This window comes from Sagittula sp. S175 (assembly GCF_049800975.1).
In the GTDB taxonomy this organism is placed as follows: domain Bacteria; phylum Pseudomonadota; class Alphaproteobacteria; order Rhodobacterales; family Rhodobacteraceae; genus Sagittula.
Genome location: NZ_JBNAGB010000003.1, coordinates 154,823 through 174,484, shown reverse-complemented (window position 1 = coordinate 174,484; position 19,662 = coordinate 154,823). Strand labels below are relative to the sequence as shown.

Annotated in this window: 18 protein-coding genes; 11 read left to right on the top strand and 7 right to left on the bottom strand. The window is 64.3% G+C overall.

The window, feature by feature from the left end; all coding sequences use genetic code 11:
* Nucleotides 1-4 precede the first annotated feature (4 nt).
* From urtC to ACP16H_RS05660, 4 genes are all read left to right on the top strand, one after another.
* Nucleotides 5-1,180: an urea ABC transporter permease subunit UrtC gene (gene urtC / locus ACP16H_RS05675; protein WP_425071442.1), complete on the top strand. Its 1,176-nt coding sequence runs from the start codon at nt 5-7 to the stop codon at nt 1,178-1,180.
* Nucleotides 1,177-1,917, top strand: coding sequence for an urea ABC transporter ATP-binding protein UrtD (gene urtD, locus ACP16H_RS05670; protein WP_425071293.1), 741 nt, complete (start codon nt 1,177-1,179; stop codon nt 1,915-1,917). Before urtC ends, urtD begins: the two co-directional genes overlap by 4 nt.
* Nucleotides 1,918-1,972: 55 nt before the next feature.
* Complete coding sequence (gene urtE / locus ACP16H_RS05665) at nt 1,973-2,671, top strand: urea ABC transporter ATP-binding subunit UrtE (RefSeq protein WP_425071292.1); 699 nt, start codon at nt 1,973-1,975, stop codon at nt 2,669-2,671.
* A gap of 153 nt (nt 2,672-2,824) precedes the next feature.
* A complete protein-coding gene (locus tag ACP16H_RS05660; RefSeq protein WP_425071291.1) occupies nt 2,825-4,291 on the top strand; it encodes a methyl-accepting chemotaxis protein in 1,467 nt (488 codons plus the stop codon).
* Nucleotides 4,292-4,336: 45 nt separating this feature from the next.
* Here the strand turns inward: ACP16H_RS05660 and ACP16H_RS05655 are convergent, their stop codons facing one another.
* The 7 genes from ACP16H_RS05655 to ACP16H_RS05625 form a co-directional block, all read right to left on the bottom strand.
* Nucleotides 4,337-5,386 (bottom strand): Gfo/Idh/MocA family protein, encoded by a 1,050-nt coding sequence (locus ACP16H_RS05655; protein WP_425071290.1) that lies wholly within the window; start codon nt 5,384-5,386, stop codon nt 4,337-4,339.
* A complete protein-coding gene (locus tag ACP16H_RS05650) occupies nt 5,383-6,384 on the bottom strand; it encodes a Gfo/Idh/MocA family protein (RefSeq protein ID WP_425071289.1) in 1,002 nt (333 codons plus the stop codon). The genes ACP16H_RS05655 and ACP16H_RS05650 overlap by 4 nt, the downstream gene beginning before the upstream one ends.
* Before the next feature lies 1 nt (nt 6,385).
* On the bottom strand, nt 6,386-7,402 hold the full coding sequence (locus ACP16H_RS05645) for a Gfo/Idh/MocA family protein (protein WP_425071288.1): 1,017 nt from the start codon (nt 7,400-7,402) through the stop codon (nt 6,386-6,388).
* Nucleotides 7,399-8,463 (bottom strand): ABC transporter ATP-binding protein, encoded by a 1,065-nt coding sequence (locus ACP16H_RS05640; protein ID WP_425071287.1) that lies wholly within the window; start codon nt 8,461-8,463, stop codon nt 7,399-7,401. Before ACP16H_RS05640 ends, ACP16H_RS05645 begins: the two co-directional genes overlap by 4 nt.
* A gap of 24 nt (nt 8,464-8,487) precedes the next feature.
* Nucleotides 8,488-9,564, bottom strand: a complete 1,077-nt coding sequence (locus ACP16H_RS05635; protein ID WP_425071286.1) for a carbohydrate ABC transporter permease — start codon at nt 9,562-9,564, stop codon at nt 8,488-8,490.
* A gap of 127 nt (nt 9,565-9,691) precedes the next feature.
* Nucleotides 9,692-11,110 carry a carbohydrate ABC transporter permease gene (locus tag ACP16H_RS05630; RefSeq protein ID WP_425071285.1) on the bottom strand — a complete coding sequence of 473 codons (1,419 nt, stop codon included), beginning with the start codon at nt 11,108-11,110 and terminating at the stop codon, nt 9,692-9,694.
* A 60-nt stretch (nt 11,111-11,170) separates the two neighbouring features.
* Nucleotides 11,171-12,454, bottom strand: a complete 1,284-nt coding sequence (locus ACP16H_RS05625) for an ABC transporter substrate-binding protein (RefSeq protein WP_425071284.1) — start codon at nt 12,452-12,454, stop codon at nt 11,171-11,173.
* A 229-nt stretch (nt 12,455-12,683) separates the two neighbouring features.
* Between ACP16H_RS05625 and ACP16H_RS05620 the strand changes: the two genes are divergently transcribed.
* The 7 genes from ACP16H_RS05620 to ACP16H_RS05590 all read left to right on the top strand — a co-directional run bounded on the left by ACP16H_RS05620 (nt 12,684) and on the right by ACP16H_RS05590 (nt 19,652).
* Nucleotides 12,684-13,649: a sugar phosphate isomerase/epimerase family protein gene (locus ACP16H_RS05620; protein ID WP_425071283.1), complete on the top strand. Its 966-nt coding sequence runs from the start codon at nt 12,684-12,686 to the stop codon at nt 13,647-13,649.
* A gap of 269 nt (nt 13,650-13,918) precedes the next feature.
* Nucleotides 13,919-14,659 carry an ATP-binding cassette domain-containing protein gene (locus tag ACP16H_RS05615; protein WP_425071282.1) on the top strand — a complete coding sequence of 247 codons (741 nt, stop codon included), beginning with the start codon at nt 13,919-13,921 and terminating at the stop codon, nt 14,657-14,659.
* Nucleotides 14,656-15,681: an ABC transporter permease gene (locus ACP16H_RS05610; RefSeq protein WP_425071281.1), complete on the top strand. Its 1,026-nt coding sequence runs from the start codon at nt 14,656-14,658 to the stop codon at nt 15,679-15,681. The genes ACP16H_RS05615 and ACP16H_RS05610 overlap by 4 nt, the downstream gene beginning before the upstream one ends.
* A 36-nt stretch (nt 15,682-15,717) precedes the next feature.
* Nucleotides 15,718-16,710 carry a sugar-binding protein gene (locus ACP16H_RS05605; protein WP_425071280.1) on the top strand — a complete coding sequence of 331 codons (993 nt, stop codon included), beginning with the start codon at nt 15,718-15,720 and terminating at the stop codon, nt 16,708-16,710.
* Nucleotides 16,711-16,771: 61 nt separating this feature from the next.
* On the top strand, nt 16,772-17,851 hold the full coding sequence (locus tag ACP16H_RS05600; protein WP_425071279.1) for a Gfo/Idh/MocA family protein: 1,080 nt from the start codon (nt 16,772-16,774) through the stop codon (nt 17,849-17,851).
* Nucleotides 17,848-18,687, top strand: a complete 840-nt coding sequence (locus tag ACP16H_RS05595; RefSeq protein WP_425071278.1) for an amidohydrolase family protein — start codon at nt 17,848-17,850, stop codon at nt 18,685-18,687. Before ACP16H_RS05600 ends, ACP16H_RS05595 begins: the two co-directional genes overlap by 4 nt.
* A gap of 2 nt (nt 18,688-18,689) precedes the next feature.
* Nucleotides 18,690-19,652 carry an aldo/keto reductase gene (locus ACP16H_RS05590; RefSeq protein ID WP_425071277.1) on the top strand — a complete coding sequence of 321 codons (963 nt, stop codon included), beginning with the start codon at nt 18,690-18,692 and terminating at the stop codon, nt 19,650-19,652.
* Nucleotides 19,653-19,662 lie beyond the last annotated feature (10 nt).

Genomic DNA, 19,662 nt, shown 5'->3' with positions numbered 1-19,662 from the left:
AAGCATGAACCGCAGCTTCCTCGCCCGGAACCCGTCCGTCATGTGGTTCCTCGCCCTCCTCGGCCTGTTCACGCTGGTCGCCACGGTACTTTCACCCGGCCTAGGCGTCGGCTTCATCTCGACCTCCTTCGTCAAGACGCTGGGCAAGACCCTCTGCCTCTGCCTCATCGCCGTGGCCATGGACGTGGTCTGGGGCTACTGCGGCATCCTCTCGCTCGGGCATTTCGCCTTCTTCGGCATCGGCGGCTACGCCGTCGGCATGTGGCTGATGTATGCGCGCACCGAAACCATCGTCGAACGCTCGCTGTCGAACCAGGTGATCCCCGCCACGCCCGCCGAGGTCTCGGACGCCATCGCCACGCAGATCTTCGGCGTGGTCGGCGCGTCGGAATTCCCGCCGATCTGGGCCTTTGCCCACTCGCTGCCGCTGCAACTGCTGATGGTGATCCTCGTCCCCGGCCTGCTTGCACTGGTCTTCGGCTGGCTCGCCTTCCGCTCCCGCGTCACCGGCGTCTACCTGTCGATCCTGACCCAGGCCATGACGCTCGCCCTCTCGCTCTACCTCTTTCAGAACGACTCCGGCCTGCGCGGCAACAACGGCCTCTCCGGCCTGCAAAACATCCCCGGCCTCTCCGACGTGTCCCAGGGCGTTCTATCCGTCTGGTTTCTATGGGCCTCCGCCGTGGCGCTCGGCCTTGGCTACGTCCTCTTCGCCTTCGTCACCCAAGGGAAGATGGGCTCCGTGATCCGCGCCATCCGCGACGACGAACGCCGCGTGCGCTTCCTCGGCTACCACGTCGAAAGCTACAAACTGTTCGTGTTTACCCTCACCGCCATCGTCGCGGGCATCGCCGGCGCGCTGTATTACCCGCAGGCGGGCATCGTGAACCCCGCGGAAATCGCCCCCATCGCCTCGATCTACCTCGCGGTCTGGGTCGCCATCGGCGGACGCGGACGCCTCTACGGCGCGGTCCTCGGCACCGTCTTCGTCACGCTCATGTCCAGTTGGTTTACCGGCGGCAGTGCCCCCGACATCAACCTCGGCGTCTACACGATCCAATGGACCGACTGGTGGCTGGTGCTGCTGGGCGTGGCCTTCGTCGCCGTCACCCTCTTCGCGCCCCAAGGCCTCGGCGGCCTCGTCGACAAACTGACCAAGTCCAGGGAAGCCAAAGCATGAGCACCCTCCTCGAAATGTCCGGTGTCTCCGTCTCCTTCGACGGCTTCAAGGCGATCAATAATCTTTCCTTTCAAATCGGTGAGCCCGAGCTGAGGGCCATCATCGGCCCCAATGGCGCGGGCAAGACCACCTTCATGGACATCATCACCGGCAAGACCAAACCCGACGAGGGCCGCATCTCCTGGGGGGACAAGAACATCTCCCTCCTCGGCCTCTCGGAATCCCAGATCGCCCGCGAAGGCATCGGCCGCAAGTTCCAGAAACCCACCGTCTTCGAGGCCCAGACCGTGCGCGAAAACCTCGCCATGGCGCTGAAGAACCCGCGCGGCCCCTTCGACGTGCTGTTCTACAAGAAGACCCGCGAAGGCGCCGAGAAGATCGAGGCCATCGCCGAACAGATCGGCCTCACCGATGAACTGCCGCGCGTTGCGGGTGAACTCTCCCACGGTCAGAAGCAATGGCTGGAAATCGGCATGTTGCTGGCGCAGGAACCGCGCCTCCTGCTGGTGGACGAACCTGCCGCCGGCATGACCCCGGCAGAGCGCGAGAAAACCACCGAGATGCTGGTCAACGCCGCGAAAACCCGCGCCGTGGTGGTCGTCGAACACGACATGGAATTCATCCGCCGACTGAACTGCCGCGTCACCTGCCTGTGCGAAGGCTCCGTACTGGCCGAAGGCTCCATCGACCACGTGACCTCCAACCCGCAGGTCATCGACGTCTACCTCGGACGCTGACTCCCGGTTTCTTCTTGGTCCAAAACCTCAACTGCCCCGCCCGACAGGATCTCCCATGCTGACGCTCGAAAACCTCACGCTCCACTACGGCCACAGCCAGATCCTCTACGACATCTCGATGGAGGCCAGACCCGGTGCCGTGACCTGCCTCATGGGCACAAACGGCGTGGGAAAGACCTCGCTGCTGAAGGCAATCTCCGGCACCCATCCCCGCTCCGGCGGCACCATGGTGCTGAACGGCTCCGATGTGCCCGCCAACACCCCCGCCCATACGCGCGCCCGCGCGGGCGTGGGTTACGTGCCGCAGGGCCGCGACATCTTCCCGCTCATGACCGTGCGCGAGAATCTCCAGACCGGCTACGCCTGTATCCCAAAGGATGATTGGAAGATCCCGGACGAAGTCTTCGAGTTGTTTCCCATCCTCAGGGACTTCCTCAACCGCCGCGGCGGCGACCTGTCGGGCGGCCAGCAACAGCAGCTTGCCATCGCCCGCGCCATGATCGCGCAGCCGAAACTTCTGCTGCTGGATGAACCCACCGAGGGCATCCAGCCCAACATCATCAAGCAGATCGGCGAGGTCATCAAATACCTTCGGTCCAAGGGCGACATTGCCATCATCCTCGTCGAGCAATTCTTTGATTTTGCCTATGAACTTGGCGATCATTTCGTGGCGCTGGAACGCGGACGCGTGATCCACAACGCGCCCAAGGACCAGACCGCGCGCGAGGATCTGCTGGCAAAGGTCTCGGTCTGACGGCCGGCCTGGGGCGGTCCATCCAGAGAAAACGAAAATCTTTAGGCAATTCCTGCGTGGAAAATATCAGCCCCTGCCCCCACGGCAGGGGTCTATTAACTGCAAGGGCTCATTCTCCGGCGCAACCAGGCTGCCCTTGAGGATTGAACCCCCATGTCAGAGACAGACGATTTCGAAGCCAAGCTTATTGCGTACCATCTGAACGGAAAAAATCAGGAACTTTTGAAAAAGGTCGGCGAGCTGCTCTTGCCGGAACTCGATACCGTCCTGGAACATTTCTATGAACGGGCCACCGCAGACCCCGTCGCCGCCAGTTTTTTCGAAAGCAAGGAGCGGATGGATTACGCCCGCAGCGCGCAAAAACGCCATTGGGAACGGATCCTGCGTGCCGAATACGACCAGGGCTACTTCGACTCCGTCGAACGCATCGGCCGCGTGCACGCCCGCATCGAACTGCCACTTGCAACCTATATGTCAGCCTACACCATGGCGACATCAGAGCTGATTACGATTTTTCTGGAAAAATCGCGGCGCGGTTTCATCAGCAAGAACCTCGCCACCATCCGCGAACAGGTCTGCATCCTGACCCGCGCCTTCGCGCTGGACATCGAACGGGTCGTCGACATCACCTTCCGCGTGCAGGCAGAGGCGCAGAATATCGCCTTCGGGCATATCAACACCGTCATCGACAAAATGGCCGAGGGCGATCTGACCCAGTTCATCCCCAGCTCGAAGGAAAGCGATTTCCCCGCCAGCTTCGATCCCGTCCGGCGCAAGCTCAACACCGCCGTGGACAAGCTGGGTCAGACGCTGGGCCGTGTTTCCACCACCATGGACAAGCTGCTGATGATGATCGACGGCGTCGGCGGGTCCACCAATGACCTCTCGAACCGCACCGCCAGCCAGGCCGCCTCGCTCGAGGAAACCGCCGCCGCCATCCACGAACTCACGGAAAACGTGGCGCAATCCTCGTCCAACACCAACCGGGCCAAGACCGTCGCAGGCGATGCTGCCCGCACCGCCGAGGAAGGAGCGTCAACCGTCTCCGAAGCCTCCGAGGCCATGGGCCGCATCCAGACCTCGTCGGACCGCATCACCCAGATCATCGGCATGATCGACGACATTGCCTTCCAGACCAACCTGCTCGCCCTGAACGCCGGGGTCGAGGCCGCGCGCGCCGGCACCGCCGGACGGGGTTTCGCCGTCGTCGCCGAAGAGGTGCGCGTGCTGGCGGGCAACGCCTCGGATGCGGCCCGCCAGATCAAGGACCTGGTGACCGCCAGCTCCGGCGAAGTCGCTTCCGGTGTGGAACTGATCCAGAAGGCCGCGCATACGCTGGAAACCATCGTCAAGAACTTCGACCAAGTCGCCGACCTCTCGAACGAGATCGCTTCGGCCTCACAAGAGCAATCCACCGCCCTGTCCGAGGTCAACTCGGCCATCGCCCAGATGGACATCGTCACCCAGCAGAACGCCGCCATGGTCGACGACACCACTCAAGCGACCGAACAGATGCGGCAGGAGGCTCTCAGCCTGCAAACACTGCTCGAAGCCTTGAACGTACCGTCGGTCGGCTCCGCGTCAGAGGACATGGCCCCCCGGCAATCCCGCGTGGCCTGAGGCACCGCCGGGCAGAGCAGTGACGCCCCGCCCGGCACGACGCACTCAGGGCAGCCAGCTCTGATACAGCGGGAAATCCGCGCCCAGCGGCAGGTCGACCGCCTGCCCGCTGCGCGCCGACTGGTAAACGGCGCTCACGAACTCCAGCGACCGTCGCCCGTCCTGCAAGGTCACCTCGCGCCCGCCCTGCCCCGCCATCGCCTCGGCCACAGCCCGCAGGTAGCCGACGAAGCCGACGTCGTCCGCCCGCACCTCTGCCAGAACCGCGTCCAGCTGCGCAGGAGTCACGGGCGACCGCGCGGTAAAGGTCCAGCCCGTTGCAGCCGGGGAATAGGGCGCGGTCCCTGTCTCGACCGTGACCCCGTCGAACATCAACCGCATCCGCGTCGTGTCCGTCGCCGCTCCCAGGGTCACAGAGGACGTCAGCACCGCCCCGCTCTCCATCCTTAGCGACAGCGCAGCGCAGTCTTCGACCTCGATATCGTTCACCCGCGTTGCCAGCTCGGCGTAGACCCGCGCCACCGGACCGATGAACGCCGGCAGGAAGTCGTGGATATGGATCGCATGGCCAAGGATCGCGCCGCCACGTTCCCCCGCCCATGTCCCGCGCCAGTCCACCGCGTAATAAGCGGCGTCGCGGTTCCAGTGCGTCTCGATCGTCCCGGCAAACAAGTCGCCCGCCAGCCCCGCCTGCATCACCGCGCGCAGCTGCGCCGTGCCCAAACCGTAGCGATACTGGAACACCGGAAACACCTGCCGCCCCGCCGCCTCGGCTGCCGCGATAAGCTGATCCGCCTCCGCCAGTGACGCCACCAAAGGCTTCTCGCAGATCACGTGCTTGCCCGCGGCCAATGCCTTGAGGCAGGCCGACAAATGCAGATGCGGCGGCAGGCAGACGTCGATCAGGTCCACGTCTGACGCCAGCACCGCCTCGAAATCATCGCTGACCGCCACCCCATGCGGCGTCGCAACGGCCCGCGCGCGCTCGATGTTCAGGTCACACAGGGTGACTACCTCGAACAGCTGGGGCAATTGGACATAGGCCGCCAGATGCTCTGACCCGATGCCCGCCCCGACAATCGCAACGCGGATCATTTGCCCTCTGCCTTCATCTGCGCCGTGATGGCGATCTGCATGGTGCGGAACGTGTGCTCCTGCGGACAGGCCGTGTAACTGCGCGCCTTCACGTCCTCCGTCAACAGCCGGAAATACGGCAGTTCCACATCCCGGCAGTCGATGTATTCATTCCGTGTACCGTTCACCAGGTAGAGGTTGTCCGTCCGGTGCGGCTGTCCGATGTCTGTATACTTCCTGCATTCAATCGTGCCTTCGGTGCCGAGGATGAACAGCCGCCCATCCCCCCAGGTCGGCAAGCCATCCGGGGTGAACCAATCCAGCCGCAGATACCCGTGCCCGCGATCCCCCACGAGGGTCATCTCGCCAAAGTCCTGAAAACCGGGATGCTCGGGCATCGTCGTGTTCTCGACCATGGCGTGCGCCACCGAGACCTCGGTCGAGCCGGTGAAATGCAGGAACTGGTCCACCTGATGCGAGCCGATGTCCGTCAGGATCCCGCCGTAGCGTTCACGCTGGAAATACCAGTCGGGCCGCGTTTTCAGGTTCTGCTTGTGCGGTGCCAGCGTGACCACCTGGATCACCCGCCCCACGGCCCCCGCCGCCACCAGCTCGGATGCCTTCACGGCGGACCGCACCTCGAACCGTTCCGAGAAATTCACCGACCAGATGCGCCCCGTCCGTTCGACACAGGCCTGCACGGCCTCCAGCTGCTCCAGCGTGGTGCAACCGGGCTTGTCGACCATGACGTCCTTGCCCGCCTCCATCGCCTCGATGGCCAGCGCGGCACGGTCGGCGGGCACCGCCGAGATCAGCACCATGTCCACGTCCGCGTCCAGGATTGCGCGGCGATCAGCAACCCGCGCAACCTCCGGAAAAACCTCGTTGAACTTGGCCTCGGTCACCGCCGGACCGTCCGTCCAATACTGTGCACACACCGCGCCTTGCGCCTTCATGCCCGCGAGCATCCCGAAGATATGCCCGTGATCGATCCCCAATACGCCCAGTTTCAGGCCCATTTCATACGTCCTTCAGCGATACGGTTGTGCCGGTCTGACCCGACTGTTCCAGTGCGGCGATCAGGCGGTGCACCTCCAGCGCCTCCCGCCCGGACACCAACGGCGCGCGCCCGTCGTGCACCGCGTCCATGAAATCCTCGATGACAAAGCGGTGCCAGTCCGAGGTAAAGGCCATCGGGTCCGCCCCCGCCCCCGAGGACGCCGCCTGCCCGAAGACTTCCGACCGGCCATCCTGCCAGTCGACGCGCAGGACGCCCGCCTCGAGATGCGCGGAACCAGCCGCAAAGTGCAGCGTGATCGTCTCTCCCCGCCCCGGAAAGCTGGCGGTCGTGGCGAACAATTGCCCCACCGCGCCGCAGCGAAAGCGCAGCCCCGCGCAGACGAAATCCTCTGCCTCCATGTCGTGAAAGCCGGTGGTGGCCGACATCGCCGTCACCGCCGCGACCGGGCCGGTCAGCGACAGCATCAGGTCCATCGTATGGATCGCCTGCGAAATCAGCACGCCGCCGCCGTCGCGCGCATAGGTCCCGCGCCCCGGCTCGTCGTAATAGGCCTGCGCGCGCCACCACGGCACGTTGACCTCGGCCATGCGCAGCGCGCCGAGCGTCGGCAGCACCCGCCGCAGGTCCGCCACCACGGGCCGCGCGCGGTGTTGCAGCATGATGCCCAACGGCACGCCCGCCACCTCGCAGAGGTCCACGAGGTCCTCGGCGGCGGCAAAGGTCCGTTCCACCGGCTTTTCCATCAGCACGGGTTTGCCCGCGGCGACAAGCGTCTCGACGATCTCGCGGCGGGCATTGGGCGGCGTCGTCAGGATGACAAAATCCACGTCCGACTCGGCGATCTCCTCCACCGACCCCGCCGCCGCAGCCTGCAATTCCGGCCATTGCGACAGGAAGGCCAGCCGCGCGTCCTCGGACCGCGCATGGACCAGCGACAGCTCCAGCCCGTCGCAATTGCGGATCGCGTCGCCATAGGTCTTCGAGACCATCCCCAGCCCGATCAGGGCGCATTTCATCGTGACTTCTCCATGGCTTGGTCGTCCTCGCCGAACAGGTGAAAGGCCCCCGTGGGCAGCGTCACCCCGATCTCCTGACCACGTTTCAGCGGGATCTGGTGGGCATGCTGCACCGTCAGCTTTTCCCCGTTCGCAAAGGCGCCGTAGATGTAGGTCACGGCGCCCAGTTGTTCGTAATTCTCCACCCGGATCACCTCGTCGCCCTGCCCGTCGAGCGAGACGCCGATGGCCTCGGGACGGATGCCCAGCGTCACCTTCCCCGCGCTGCCAAAGGGCACATCGCGCACCAGACCGCAGTCGCAGGTCAGCACGCCCCCCGCCAGCGAGCCGGCAAGAAAGTTCATCTGCGGCGCGCCGATGAAACCCGCGACGAACTTGTTCGCCGGATGGTTATAGAGGTCCAGCGGCCTGCCCACCTGTTCGATCCGCCCGCCGCGCAGCACGACGATGCGGTCGGCCATGGTCATGGCCTCGATCTGGTCGTGGGTGACGTAGATCATCGTGTTGCCGAGTTTCGCGTGCAGGTCGGAAATCTCCACCCGCATTTGCAGGCGCAGCTCCGCGTCGAGGTTCGACAGCGGCTCGTCGAAGAGGAAGATCACCGGCTCGCGCACGATGGCCCGCCCGATGGCGACGCGCTGCCGCTGCCCGCCCGACAACTGCCCCGGACGCCGCCCCAGAAGGTGGTCGATCTGCAACATCTTGGCGGCATGTTCGATGCGCTCGGCGATCTCGGCCTTGGGCATCCGCAGGTTTTCCAACCCGAAGGACAGGTTCTGCTTCACCGTCATATGCGGGTAGAGCGCATATGATTGGAACACCATCGACAGGCCGCGTTCCGAAGCGGGAACGCCGTTCACCCGCTTGCCCTGCAACTCGATATCGCCGCTCGTCGGGTCGTCCAGCCCGGCGATCAGCCGCAGCAGCGTGGATTTACCGCAACCCGACGGACCGACGAAGACGACGAATTCGCCCTCCTCGATCTGCAGGTCGATACCGTGGATGACATGCACCGACCCAAAACTCTTGCGGATTTGTTTCAATTCCAATGCGTGGGTCATTTCAGTCCAGTCTCTTCAGGCCAGTCATTTCAGTCCTGTCGTCGCAATTCCGGTGGTGATGAAGCGTTGCAGCCAGACAAAGACCAGCGTGATCGGGATCAGCGTCACCACAGTCATGGCCAGGATGTAATGGAAGTCCGAGTTGAACTCGCCCGCGAACTGGGTCAGCCCCAGCTGCAAGGTGTGCTTGTTCGGGTCCGAGATCAGCACGATCAACGGCCAGAGGAAGTCGTTCCAGCGCCAGATCACGCTGAGGATCGCCAGCACCGACAGCGCGGGCAGCGACAGCGGGATGATGATCCGCCAGAAGATCCGCCATTCGCTGGCCGCATCCATGCGGGCGGCCTCCAGCAGTTCGTCGGGGATGGTCAGCATGTACTGACGCAGCAGGAACACCCCGGTGGGCGTGGCGGCGGCGGGGATGATGACCCCCCAAAGCGAGCCGAAGATGCCGAAGGACCAGACCACGAAGAAGAGCGAGACAAGGATGATCGAGGCCGGGATCAGCAGCGTGGCGACGATCAGGATGGTAAAGGTCAGCCGACCGCGAAAGCGGTACTTCGACAGGGCAAAGGCCGCCATGGCGTTGATCAGCAGCGTGATCAGCGTCGCCGCCACCGTCACGAAGACGGAATTCGCAAGGTAGGTGAAGAAGTTGAAGGTCTCCTGCCCGTTCCGTTTCAGGATCGGGTCGAGGTAGTTCTCCACCGCGATGCGCATTTCCTCATGCGGGGTCAGCGCCTCCTTGGGCACCTGGAACACCGCGTCGGGCGCATCCAGCGTGACCACATCGGTCATCTTGCGCGTCGGCCCCGCCTTGGTCACCAGCACCTCGGCGCCGTCCTCGGCGCGGTACACCCAGACGGGTTTTTCATCCCCGTCCACGACCGTTTCGACCTGGCTCATGGGTAGCAGGCGCGTGTCGAAATTGTCCACCGCCCGTTCGGACTTGATGGAGGAAAACAGCGTCCACAGAACCGGGACGAGGATCACCAGCACGCCAAGGACAAGGTAGCCATAGGCCAGCACGTCCTGGATGCCGAACCGCTCGGCCCGATCGGCACCGCCGCGGGTGCGGGACAGGAAAGTGCTCAGGCTCATGCGGATCGCTTTCGGCAGGCGCGGACCGGGGCTCTGCCCCGGACCCCGAGGGTATTTGGATCAAGATGAAGGCACAGGCGCGGCGATGCGGAGAGTTGGGCCGCCCGGAGGAAAGGAGATTTGTGCATCACAGGTCCGATTGCCTCCGTGTCAGCCAGAGCTGGAAGAAGGTGAAGACGGCGATCACCACCGCCATCAGGATCGACCCCGCCGCCGCCTGCCCGTAGTCGGGCTTGTCGCTGGCAAAGGCCACCTCGTAGATGTTCTGCACCACCATGAAGGTCTCGCGCCCCGGGCCGCCGCCGGTCAGCAGGTAGACCTCGTCGAAGATCTGGAACGAGCGGATGAGGCTCAGGACGATGACCACCGTCAGCGTCGGCATGACCAGCGGCAGGGTGATGCGGCGGAACGCGCGGAAGGGCGAGGTCGCGTCCATCTTGGCCGCCTCGTAGAGGTCCGAGGGGATTGCCTGAAGGCCCGCCAGCAGGATCAGCATGTAGAACCCCATATGCGACCAGCAGAAGACGAAGACCAGCCAGAAGAAGGCCCATCCGGTCTTGGGCGTGACCAGCCAGTTGACCGGCTTGTAGCGGTCAAAGGCAAAAACCGCGTCGAACTGGATCGACAGCAGCATCAGCGCCGCCAGCGCCGCCGCCGCATAGATCACGAAACGCGCCGCACGCTCTTGCGCCACGGCCCAGAGCATCACGGCGGCCAGCGCCAGCCCCAACCAGACACTGCCCGCATGGCCCAACAAACTCAGCGGGTTCGCCCACCAGGTCAGCAGCGCCAGCAGCACCGCGAACACCCCGGTCCAGGCCAGCGACGGCGCCTCGCGTCCGAGGCTGCGCACCACCACGACCATCAGCACCGCCGCCAGCACCACCGTCACGGCAATGTCGAACCCGGCCATCCCGGCCAGCGACGTCAGCCCTTCGGTCGTGCTGCCCAGCGCGGCGTTCAGCGCGCCTTTGCGGTGCAGGACCCAGTTCCAGATGTTCGCGATCACCACCGGCGACAGCATCACCGGGTAGAAGAACATCGCCCGCCAAAACCCGCGCCCCTTGATGTTGCGGTTCACCACCAGCGCCGTCAGCAGCGCCGCGCCCACCATCACCGGGACCTGCAAGACCACGAACCACAGCGTGTTGTACATGCCGGTCCAGAAGTTGTAGCCCGCGTTGGTGCAGGTCTTCGGCACCAGCAGGTTCTCGCAGTTGAACAGCTCGGCGTATTTCTCGAAGCCCACGAAGGGCCGGTCGAACAGCGCGATCGACGAGCCGCCCGTCATCGAGACGTAGAAATTCAGGATCATCGGGCTGAAGGTGAACAGTCCGAAAATCAGCATGTTGGGCAAGAGCAGCGCATAGGGCACGCCGCCCCGCCCGAACCAGCTTTGCGCCAGTTCCACCGGGAAGCCCAGCAGATCCATGAGGAACCGCGGCACCTGCGCCAGCGTGTAGCTGCGATGGCGCAAGAGCCAGACCGCGCCGCCCACGCCCCACAAGAGCGCAAGCGCCAGCATACCCATTCCTGCCGGTGTCATCCGGGTCCCCCGCTTGTTGCGTTGCGTAGGTCGGGGTTGACCCCGACCTACCCGCGTGGCTCAGCGCGCGTTGGTTTCCAGTTCTTCGGTGATCTTGGCCAGCGCCTCGTCCAGCGTCAGCTCGTCGTTCATCGCGGCGGCGAGATACTGCACCGTGGCGTTGTACATCACGAACCCGTACTGCGAGCCCTGCAGGTCATAGGCCTGCGGCGTCTGCTCGGCAGCGGCGGCAGCCATGGCGGTGAAGGCCTTCAAAGCCTCGGCCACCTGCTCGGATGCGCCCGCGCCTGCGTAGTCCAGCCCCTCGGCCTGCAAACCGGCATGCGCCGGAATCGCGTAGGTCCGGGTGTACCACTCGCGCGCCTGCTCGGTCTCGCCCATCCATGCGACAAAGGCCGCGGCGGCCTCTTCCTTCTCGGCCTCGCCCGATTTGAAGGCCACCAGACCCGCGCCGCCCGGCATCACGCCGCAGCCCGCCGGGCCACAGGGGACCGGGACCACGGCCCAGTCGAACTTGTCGCCGACGTTGTTCTGCACGTTCGAGGTGTTCCACGAGCCGGACATGTAGAACGGCGTTTCCGCGTTGAAGAACAGCTCGTTGCCGTTGGCGTATTTCGCGCCCGAGATGGCGGGCCAGATATCCGGCGGCATCAGGCCGGAGGCGTGCCAGTCCAGCATCAGTTGCGCAAAGGCCTTGTAGCCATCGTCCACGATGATCTCGCCCGCGTCGTTGAAGAAGGCCGCGCCGTAGGACATGGCCGGCCCGGCAAAGCGGTGGCCCGAGCGGTCCATCACCATGCCCGCGTAGCTGCCCGTCGCGTCCATCACCTGCTGCGTGGCCTCTGCCCAGTCCTCCCAGGTGGCCCCGGCGGCGGGCAGGTCGACGCCCGCCTCCTCGAACATGGTCAGGTTCACATAAGGTCCGGTGACCGTCATTTCCGTGTGGAACGCGTAAATCCCGCCTTCGGTGCCCGCGCGATACCACGGCAGCACGGCGCCATAGGCCTCTTCCCATGCGGCGGCGTCGACCGTCGGCGTCAGGTCCACGTAATAGGGGTGCATCCCGCCGAGGTTCGTCACGAAGGACAGGTCCGGCCCGGTGCCCGCCTCCAGCTGCAACGGCAATTGTTCGCGGATCACGTCGTAGCCGACCGCGTTCAGGGTGATCTGCACGTCGGGGTGGCTTTCCTGGTAGCGCTCGGCGAATTCCTGGATGATCGCGGCCTTGCCGTCGACATCCGAAATCATCAGGTCCAGCTCCACCGCGCCAGCGGACGTGGCCGCCATCAACGCCAGTGCCGAAACTGCAAGGCCGCGAATCGCGTAAACACGCTCACGAGTCATGTTCGTTTTCCTCCCATTTGTCTGCGCCCGTGCGCGCAATGGCCGGGTGCTGAGCCGGATAGTGGGTAAACGAAACCCATCGGTCAACCGGTATACCATTTGATCCTCACGCCACGCGCCCCGATTGTTACATGTTACACACATGATGTCCTGCGTTTCTTTCACACAGCGAAACGAAGCCTTTACCCGCCGCGCGTAAACCTTTGCGGCAAAAGCAAAGGACGCCTGCATGAAACTCGGCTTAGTTTCGGACAGCCTCGCCCATCTGTCATTCGAGGAAATGCTCGACCATGCGGCCCGGTTGGGCCTGGACGGGGTAGAGGTGAACATGGGCGGCTGGTCCGGCGCGCCGCATGTGGACCGGGCGCTGCTGCTGTCGGACAACGGGGCGCGCGACCGTTTCCTGCGCGATTTCGCCAGCCGTGGGCTGCAGATCCTCGCCCTCAACGCCATCGGCAATCCGCTGCATCCGGACGACCGGTCCCAGGCCGATTGCCTGGTCGACACGATCCGCCTCGCGGGCGCGCTGGGGATCGAAACCGTTGTGACGACCTCTGGCCTGCCCGCCGGGAATTCGACCGACACCTGCCCCAACTGGACGACCAATTCCTGGACCAGCGCAAACCGGAAAATCCTTCGGTATCAATGGGAGGACGTGCTCTTCCCGTTTTGGACCGGCATCGCCGCCCTCGCCCGAGAAAGCGGCGTGCGCCAGATTGCGATCACTCTCGGAGCCAACCAATGCGTGCACAACGTGCCGACCCTGCTGCAATTGCGCGAGGAGATCGGCCCGCAGATCGGTGCCAACCTCGACACGGCGCAACAGATGTTGATGGGGGCGGATCCCGTCCGCTCGGTCGGCGCGCTGCGCGACAGCCTCTACCATGTTCATGCCAAGGACGTGCTCCTGAACCAACCCGTGCTCGACGTCACCTCGCTCATCGACACCGGCAGCCTGCTCGACATCGACGAACGCGCATGGAGCTTCGTCACCCCCGGATATGGTCACAATTTCAACTGGTGGGCACGATTCTGCTACCAACTCGCCGCCGCCAGCTTCGAGGGGAACATCTGCATCGAACACGGCGACCTCGTCATGCCCCCGTTACAAGCGGTAAAGAAGGCCTCCTCCCTGCTCCGCTCGGTCATGCCCAATTCAGAGGCGCACGGATCGCAACAAATATTGCGAGATTGACTTTTTCACAACAATCGCAGAATCATCTTGAAACGACGTACCCAGCGTGCAACGCTTGGTATACCAAATCAATTTGACGCACGCCGGGCATGACCCGAAAACAAGGCGGCGCACATGGGAGGAAGACCAGAACCAACCAGGTTCCCTGGCCCGGTACGATTGTGCCGCGCACTTTTTCGCGCGACCGAAAATCTGCCAGCCACCAGCATCATTGCCCGGCCTGAACGGCCCGACAGAGGCCCCTCCGGGCAGGGGAGGAATACACTGCAATGAGCCTGCTCGAACTCCAGGGCATCACCAAAAGCTTCGGCGCGATCCACGCGCTGAACGGCATCGACCTGACCATCCGCCCCGGTGAGGCGGTCGGCCTGATGGGCGACAACGGGGCGGGAAAATCCACCCTGATGAAGATCATCGCCGGGAATTTCCCCCCGACAAGGGGCCAGATCGTCATCGAGGGCAAGCCGGTCCATTTCACCAAGCCCATCGACGCCCGCGACAACGGGATCGAGATCGTCTACCAGGACCTCGCGCTCTGCGACAATCTCACGGCCGCCGCCAACGTCTTCCTTGGCCGAGAAGAGCGCACCGGCATCTGGCCCTTCCGCAAGCTCGACCATGCCGCGATGACCAAACGCGCGGGCGAACTCTTTGCGGAACTCAAATCCGAAACCCGCCCCCGCGACCTGGTCAAGCAGATGTCGGGCGGTCAGCGGCAGGCCGTGGCCATCGCCCGCACCCGCCTCAGTGACCCGAAACTGGTGCTGATGGACGAACCCACTGCCGCGATCTCGGTCCGGCAGGTGGCAGAAGTCCTAAATCTTATCAAGCGCCTGAAGGACACCGGCCACGCCGTGATCCTCGTCAGCCACCGCATGCCCGACGTGTTCGACGTCTGCGACCGAGTCGCCGTCCTGCGCCGTGGCACCAAGGTCGCCGACAAGCACATCACCGACACGACCCCCGAAGAGGTCACCGGACTCATCATCGGAGCGATCGAAGCAGCATGACCGACACGACGCCTCAGCAAACCAAAGACCACGCGGCCATCGACGATTCCATCACCTCCCGGCAAGAGATCTCGGGCATTGGGGCGATCCTGCGCACCCAGCCCTTCTGGGTCTTCATCGCCATTCTGATGCTTGGTCTCGTCATGACATTCGTGTCGGACGCCTTCATGACCGAACGCAATATGTTCAACATTTCCCGCAACATGGCCTTTTTCGGCATCATGGCGCTGGGGATGTCGGCGGTGATCTGCACCGCCGGGATCGACCTGTCGGTCGGCTCTCTGCTGGGTCTCGCGGGCATCAACCTCGCATTGGTGCTGCAAGCGGGCTGGGGCGTGGAAATCGGCTTCCTCGCCTGCATCGGCACGGCCATCGCGGTGGGCCTCATCAATGGTATACTCATTGCATACCTGCGCCTCGCGCCCTTTGTCGTGACCCTCGGGATGCTCGCCATGGCGCGCTCCATCGCCATGGTCGTGTCCAACAACAAGATGGTCTACGAATTCGGCCCCGATCAGGAACTGTTCGAATCCATCGGCGGCGGCTCCATGCTCGGCGTGCCCAACGTGGTCTGGGTCCTGACCGTCATGACGCTCTTCTTCCTCTGGGTCTGGCGCTACACCCAGTGGGGCCGCTGGGTCATCGCGATCGGCGGCAACGCCCACGCGGCGAAGCTGTCGGGCATCCCGGTCGAAAAGGTCATCGTCTCGGTCTACGTTGTATGCAGCCTGTGTACGGGCATCGCCGCCTTCATGTTCATCGGCTACACCGGCTCGGCGACCAACGCCATGGGCGCGACCTACGAGCTGAACGTGATCTCGGCCACTGTCATCGGCGGCGCGAACCTGATGGGCGGCGTGGTCTACGCCCTCGGCGCGCCCATCGGCGCGGCCCTTGTCGAACTCATCCGCAATTCGCTGCTGTTGGCCGGCATCCCCGCGCTCTGGCAGCAATTCTTTGTCGGCCTGTTCCTCATCCTCGCGGTGCTCCTGGAACAGATCCGCAATCGAGGGGGCAAATAATCCCCCCGCACTTCATGAACCATGGGAGGTAAAATCATGAAGAAACTGCTGACGACCGCCGCCATTCTCGGCGCATTGACGACCCCGGCCCTCGCCGAAAGCCACGGAGGCTACACCTTCGCCCTCGTGCCCAAGGCGATGAACAACCCCTTCTTCGACCTCGCGCGCGACGGCTGCTACAAGGCGCAGGACGAGATCGAAGGCGTGACCTGCGAATACATCGGACCGGGCGAACATACGGAACTGGAACAGATTCAGATCGTTCAGGATCTCATCACCAAGGGTGTCGACGGCATCGCCGTATCGCCCTCCAACGCGCCCGCCATGGCCAAGGTGCTGCAGGAAGCCGAGGCAGCGGGCATCCCCGTGCTGACCTGGGACGCCGACCTGCTGGACGAGGACAAGGGCCTGCGCGCGGCCTTCGTGGGCACCAACAACTACGACATCGGCGTGGAGCTGGCAAAGCTTGTGCAGGCCCGCAACCCCGACGGCGGTACGATCTGCCTGCAGACCGGAGGCGCGGCAGCCGCCAACCACAACGAGCGTCTGAAGGGCGCGCGTGACACCCTCGCGGGCAAGGACATGGGCACCGCGCCGGGCGACGCGCTGACCGGCGAAGGCGGCTGGACCGAGATCTCGGGCTGCCCGCTCATCACCAATGACGACGGAAACGTCGCCGTCCAGGGCATGACCGACATCCTCGCGGCCAACCCCGACCTGACCGCCTTCCTGTCCACCGGTGCCTTCACGCAGTGGTTCGACAACGCCTATCGCGGCGCCGCAGAGCCCTACAAGGACAAGATGGCCGATGGCTCGCTGACCATCGTCGTGGCCGACACCCTTCCGATGCAGATCGCCCAGACCAAGGACGGCCTCGGCAACGGCCTCGTCGGCCAGCGTCCGTTCGAGATGGGCTACCTCGCCATGAAGATGCTCAAGGAGCTGAAGGAGGGCGCGACCCTGCAGGACCCGACCTTCACCGGTCTCGACGTCTGCTCGAACGACAATATCGACACCTGCGTGGAATAAACCCGCAGCAGGAACAGGCGGCGGCGCGGTCATGCGCCGCCGTTTCCTTTGAGGATACAAGATGAATACAGTCCGTATCGCCGTGGTCGGCGCAGGCTGGATCAGCCAGATCGCCTTCCTGCCCGCTGTCCACGCGGTGCCCAACGCCCGCGTCGTGGCCCTCGTCTCCGGCAACGCGCAGCGCACCCGCGAACTGGCGGACTTCCACGACGTTCCTGATGTCGTCCCCTACGAGGACTTCGACGCCTACCTCGCCGCCGGGAAGGCCGACGCAGTCTACATCGCCACGCCGAACTCGCTGCACGCCGACTACGCCATCCGCGCCGCCCGCGCCGGGTGTCACGTGCTTGTCGAAAAACCTCTGGCCACCACGGTTGCCGAATGCCAGGCCATGATCGAGGCCTGCGATGCGGCGGGCGTCCACCTCATGACCGCCTACCGCCTGCACCACGATCCGGGCACCGTCGCCTTCCTCGACCGCATCCGCGCGGGCGAAATCGGCGATCCCCGCGTCTTCACCTCGCTTTTCACCTTCCAGAGCGCGCCGGACAACCACCGCCTGAAAGGCACCCACTGGGGTGGGCCGCTTCAGGATATCGGTGTATACAGCCTGAATGCAGCGCGTCACATCTTCGGCGCTGAGCCGATCGAGGTGATCGCCATGTCCTCGCACGGCAACAACGATCCCCGCTGGACCGAAGTCCCCGAAACCACCGCCGTCACCCTGCGCTTTCCCGGCGGGCGGCTGGCGCAGTTCGTCTCCAGCTTTGGCACCGATGCGCGCGACACCTACACGGTCCTCGGGACGACCGGCACGCTGACCGCCGATCCCGCCTTCAAGTTCGACATCGACCTCGGCACGACCCTGCACCGCGAGGAACGGATCATCGCGCAGGACACCGCCCAACCCGTCGATGATTTCGCCTGCATGATCCAATACTTCGCCGATTGCATCCAATTCGGCCAACGGCCCGAGAACGACGGCCTCGAGGGTCTGGCCGACGTCGCGATCATGCGCGCCATAGAACAGGCTGCCGAGACCGGGCAAGCGCAGCGCCTTGACCTGCCCTCCCGCCCCTCACATCCCGATGCCACCACCCTGCGCCACCTGCCCCGCACCGACCGGAGACTCGTGTTTTGACCCTGACCGTCGACGCCCATCATCATTTCTGGCACCCGGCCCGCGGCGACTACGGCTGGATGCCCGAAGACGACCCGGTACTCAGCCGCCTCTACGGCCCGCAGGACCTCGCACCAGCCCTGCATACAACAAAAATACAAAAGACGATCCTCGTGCAGGCCGCGCCCACGACGCATGAGACCGAATACCTTCTCGGCATCGCCGACGCCACGCCGCACGTTGCAGGCGTGGTCGGCTGGATCGACTTCGAAGATCCCTCGCAGATCAAGACCCTCGAACGCCTCGCGAAGCATCCAAAATTCAAGGGTGTCCGCCCGATGATCCAGGATCTGCCAGACGACGAATGGATGCTGCGGACCGATATACAATGGGCATACAAAGCGCTCATCGACCTCGATCTGACCTTCGACGCCTTGGGCTTTCCCCGCCACATCCCGCATTTCCTGACGCTCCTGAACCGCTACCCGAACCTGCGCGCCGTGCTCGACCACTGTCTGAAACCGCAACTGCGGGCGCATACGCCCGACAGCCTCCTGCACTGGCAACGCGGCATGACGGAGCTCGCTAAAACAAATGCTTACCTGAAACTCTCCGGCCTCCTGACCGAGGCAGACTCCCCCATCACGGCAACGGACCTGCGCCCCTACACCGACCACGCCATCGCCGCCTTTGGCCCCGATCGTGTCATGTGGGGCAGCGATTGGCCGGTGTTGCGGCTGCGCGCGGAATACGCCGACTGGCACACGCTCGCGCAGCGCCTCACCGACCATCTGGACGCCGCCGCCAAAACCGCCATCTTCGGCACCACCGCCGCCACCTTCTACAGACTGGATTGACCATGGCCCGCTACGCTCTCGGCAAGACCGACCTCGAAGTCACCGACCTCTGCTTCGGCACCAGCGCCCTCGGCGACATGCCGGACACCTACGGCTATTCCGTCGATGAAGAGCGCGCATTGGACACCATCCGCGCCATATTCGACAGCCCCGTCAACTTCATCGACAGCTCCCGCAACTACGGCTTTGGCCGCTCCGAGGAACGCGTCGGACAGGTCATCAAGGAGCGCGGCGGCCTGCCGCAAGGCTTTGTTCTCTCTACGAAACTCGACCGCGACATGGAGACGGGGCGCTTTGATGCCGCCCGCGTCCGCCAGTCGGTCGAAGAAAGCCTGAAGGCCCTCAACCTCGACACCATCCCCCTGCTGCACCTGCACGACCCCGAACACGCGCGCGACCTCTCGGAAATCACCGGCGAAGGCGGCGCGCTCGACGAGCTCTTCAAGCTGAAAGACGAGGGCATCGCGCAGGCGGTCGGCCTCGCCATGGGGCGCATCGACATCATGTTCCCGATCCTGCGCGACCGGCCCTTCGATGCGCTGATTTCACACAACAGGTATACACTGCTGAATCGCGCAGCGGACGAGATGTTCGACTACGCCTACGACAACGACATCGCCATCCTGAACGCCGCGCCATTCGCCGGCGGCGTGCTGGCGAAAGGCGCGGACCAGATGAAGCAGATCACCTACCAGCCCGCGACGGACGAGGCGCTGGAACCCATCCGCGCCATCGAGGACATCTGCGTCCGTCACGGCATCGCTCCGGGCGCCGCCGCCTTGGGATTTTCCCTGCGCGATCCGCGCGTTACGTCGACGATCATCGGCGTGTCCAAGCCCGAGCGCGTCCAACAGACCCTCGACTGGGCCGCGACCAAAATCCCTGCGCATGTCTGGGATGAACTCGACGCGCTTCCCTTCGACACGACCGATCCCGAGGCCAACCGCGACTATCGTCCGGGTTGAAACCCGGGTC

Excerpts from the sequence above, each read along its gene's own strand:
- urtC (WP_425071442.1), top strand. The coding sequence starts at position 5 with ATGAACCGCAGCTTCCTCGCCCGGAACCCGTCCGTCATGTGGTTCCTC.
- urtD (WP_425071293.1), top strand. The coding sequence starts at position 1,177 with ATGAGCACCCTCCTCGAAATGTCCGGTGTCTCCGTCTCCTTCGACGGC.
- urtE (WP_425071292.1), top strand. The coding sequence starts at position 1,973 with ATGCTGACGCTCGAAAACCTCACGCTCCACTACGGCCACAGCCAGATC.
- ACP16H_RS05660 (WP_425071291.1), top strand. The coding sequence starts at position 2,825 with ATGTCAGAGACAGACGATTTCGAAGCCAAGCTTATTGCGTACCATCTG.
- ACP16H_RS05655 (WP_425071290.1), bottom strand. The coding sequence starts at position 5,386 with ATGATCCGCGTTGCGATTGTCGGGGCGGGCATCGGGTCAGAGCATCTG.
- ACP16H_RS05650 (WP_425071289.1), bottom strand. The coding sequence starts at position 6,384 with ATGGGCCTGAAACTGGGCGTATTGGGGATCGATCACGGGCATATCTTC.
- ACP16H_RS05645 (WP_425071288.1), bottom strand. The coding sequence starts at position 7,402 with ATGAAATGCGCCCTGATCGGGCTGGGGATGGTCTCGAAGACCTATGGC.
- ACP16H_RS05640 (WP_425071287.1), bottom strand. The coding sequence starts at position 8,463 with ATGACCCACGCATTGGAATTGAAACAAATCCGCAAGAGTTTTGGGTCG.
- ACP16H_RS05635 (WP_425071286.1), bottom strand. The coding sequence starts at position 9,564 with ATGAGCCTGAGCACTTTCCTGTCCCGCACCCGCGGCGGTGCCGATCGG.
- ACP16H_RS05630 (WP_425071285.1), bottom strand. The coding sequence starts at position 11,110 with ATGACACCGGCAGGAATGGGTATGCTGGCGCTTGCGCTCTTGTGGGGC.
- ACP16H_RS05625 (WP_425071284.1), bottom strand. The coding sequence starts at position 12,454 with ATGACTCGTGAGCGTGTTTACGCGATTCGCGGCCTTGCAGTTTCGGCA.
- ACP16H_RS05620 (WP_425071283.1), top strand. The coding sequence starts at position 12,684 with ATGAAACTCGGCTTAGTTTCGGACAGCCTCGCCCATCTGTCATTCGAG.
- ACP16H_RS05615 (WP_425071282.1), top strand. The coding sequence starts at position 13,919 with ATGAGCCTGCTCGAACTCCAGGGCATCACCAAAAGCTTCGGCGCGATC.
- ACP16H_RS05610 (WP_425071281.1), top strand. The coding sequence starts at position 14,656 with ATGACCGACACGACGCCTCAGCAAACCAAAGACCACGCGGCCATCGAC.
- ACP16H_RS05605 (WP_425071280.1), top strand. The coding sequence starts at position 15,718 with ATGAAGAAACTGCTGACGACCGCCGCCATTCTCGGCGCATTGACGACC.
- ACP16H_RS05600 (WP_425071279.1), top strand. The coding sequence starts at position 16,772 with ATGAATACAGTCCGTATCGCCGTGGTCGGCGCAGGCTGGATCAGCCAG.
- ACP16H_RS05590 (WP_425071277.1), top strand. The coding sequence starts at position 18,690 with ATGGCCCGCTACGCTCTCGGCAAGACCGACCTCGAAGTCACCGACCTC.